Origin of the sequence: Alicyclobacillus vulcanalis (assembly GCF_900156755.1) — a bacterium.
GTDB lineage: Bacteria > Bacillota > Bacilli > Alicyclobacillales > Alicyclobacillaceae > Alicyclobacillus > Alicyclobacillus vulcanalis.
This window is the reverse complement of the sequence record NZ_FTOO01000014.1, coordinates 1-2153: the sequence shown is the minus strand read 5'-3', so window position 1 is coordinate 2153 and position 2153 is coordinate 1. Positions and strand designations below refer to the sequence as shown.

3 protein-coding genes are annotated in these 2153 nt (G+C 52.3%); 2 read left to right on the top strand and 1 reads right to left on the bottom strand.

Annotated features, from left to right (window positions below; all coding sequences use genetic code 11):
• Window positions 1-200: 200 nt before the first annotated feature.
• Entirely contained in the window at window positions 201-419 is a 219-nt protein-coding gene (locus BW934_RS15275) for a hypothetical protein (RefSeq protein WP_234969820.1), read from the bottom strand.
• Between the two features lie 13 nt (window positions 420-432).
• Here BW934_RS15275 and BW934_RS13300 point away from each other — a divergent pair, with 13 nt between their 5' ends.
• Together BW934_RS13300 and BW934_RS13295 are read left to right on the top strand one after the other, a co-directional pair.
• Window positions 433-1473 carry a hypothetical protein gene (locus BW934_RS13300; RefSeq protein WP_234969819.1) on the top strand — a complete coding sequence of 347 codons (1041 nt, stop codon included), beginning with the start codon at window positions 433-435 and terminating at the stop codon, window positions 1471-1473.
• Window positions 1463-2119 carry a hypothetical protein gene (locus BW934_RS13295; RefSeq protein WP_234969818.1) on the top strand — a complete coding sequence of 219 codons (657 nt, stop codon included), beginning with the start codon at window positions 1463-1465 and terminating at the stop codon, window positions 2117-2119. Before BW934_RS13300 ends, BW934_RS13295 begins: the two co-directional genes overlap by 11 nt.
• Window positions 2120-2153 lie beyond the last annotated feature (34 nt).

Sequence of the window (2153 nt, the reverse complement as noted above, 5' to 3'; positions counted from 1 at the left end):
ATGGCCGGGTCTCTTTTTGTGTCCGCTCAATCTGGCCTAAAGTTGGCGCAAAGTTGCACGTTCACCGTGCTACGTTGGTGACAGTGGAACAGTCGCACACTTTGGCGCGAAAGTGGCGCGTTCTGCACGTTTGGACGCGCTAAAGTCAGGTTGGAAACGGGCAAGGAGGCGATCCAGCGTGTGCTAAATTGGTCTTGCACTCATTTCATCCAAAGGGAGCGATTCATGATGCGAAAGACGATTGCAGCGATCGTGACGTTGGGTACGGTTTCGTCGATGTTGGCGGGCACGGTATACGCGGCCACAAACACGACGAACGCGACGAGCACGGGCAACACGGCAAATGCGACGGCCAGCGCGACATCGAACACCACGTCGAACACGACGGGCAGTGCGCCGACGAACCCCAACGTGCTCACGCAGAAGAGCGCCGTGTATCAGCTGATTGAGGTGTTCAACACGATCCCGAGTTGGCCGACAGGTCTCCAAAGCATCGATCCTGCCACCCAAAATGCCCAGTGGGATTGGAAGTACAAGCCGATTCCACCGTCACAGTGGGTTGGGTTGGCGTGTGTATTCCCGGGAGACCCGGAGTCGAAGTACGCGGCCGACTTGGGCATTCAGATGACGGACCCGAACGGACCGGTCACCGCAGGACAACTGGCGCAGTGGATTGTGGACTGGGAGATCAAGGCGCGCCACGTGAACATGGCGTGGGAGCCGTCTCAGGACCCATACACATTGTTGCAGGACTTCTCGTTCTTCTACGGCACGGACGTGAAGGGCCCGAACAGCGTACTGACCCAGAAGGACATGATGGCGATCCGCAACAACATCGTGGAGGTCAGCCGTGGGTGGCGGCAGTTGGGGACGAATAAGGTGGAACTTCTGGAACCATTGATGGATCCGAATGCTGTATCTGGAGCCTTCGTTTATTTAGCTAAACACCACGAAGATTGGAGCCTGTCGGACTGGCCAAAGGTGTATCTGGCATTCATCCGAACTGTGGACAGTCAAACGCTCACATTCGAACCGAATGGCAATGTGATTTACACGTACAAGCGGGGAACAGGATTAACGCCTAACGTAACGGGCGTGTTTGAAAAGGGAGTCGACACCGTATACAGCTCCTATTCCTATTCGGATCAGATAGGGGTAGAAGCGTATAAAGAAGACAATCCATCCCTTAATAGCAAAATATTTTATGAACCAGACTATCAAGTGTTTTCTCCTAAGACGCATTTGTCAAATTATCACTATAGCTATCCCGGATATGTGCCGCCATCAAACGGACAAATTGCCTTTGAGTTATGGGGAACCGTATGCGATCCATATACAGCTAGAGTTGGAGGGGCGATTTTTATCGAGGGTATGTATGAATTCACTTACTATAACGGTCACCTAGTTAATGCACATCAAATTGGCCAAGAGTCCGAAAATTACCCATCGGAAGTGACTAGATATGGGGACTAGGAAGCGAAAGCGGAAATTTGCGCTGGGGATTATGTCGCTGTTGAGTTTGTCAGCAGTTTTGGATTATCTCATGCCAAATGTGCGTGCGAATATAAGCAACGGCGACATTGTTGAAGTCACCGTTCCGTTTGGTAGTAATGGGGCGTGGACAAACGGGAATATTCAGCAAGGGTTCAGTGGTACAGGCGATAACATTGAGATTGGCGGCAATAATGGGTCGACCCAAATTCCTGCGATTGAAGTTGCCAATCAGCAGGCCATGAACGGATATGGGCCCGGTGATTATATCTTTACTCAAGCGATTGAGATACCCGGAAACGGTGAAAATCCGGTATGGATACAACACTTTATGTCATCTTATGGATTTGTTCTCAAAGATAAAAGCAACAATACATCGGGCTCCTACTACGCCGGCTCCGATGTCTACACGCTGTCGGGCTGGTACGCGCAGCCGAACCCGTACAGCAACCCCTACTGGTACGCGCCAGGGCAGTACGTGCACCTGGCGCCGTACGCCAAGCCGTACGTGCGCATTGACAGCGTGCAGAACGGGCAGTCGCTCGTGCCGGGAAGTACGGTCACGGTGGTCAAGTCCGAGATTGTGTGTAAATTGCCCTCTTCGGCGAATGGAACGGTGAGCACTTAGGCCGTTAGAGCACAAGCCTGAGCTGATTCGCTCG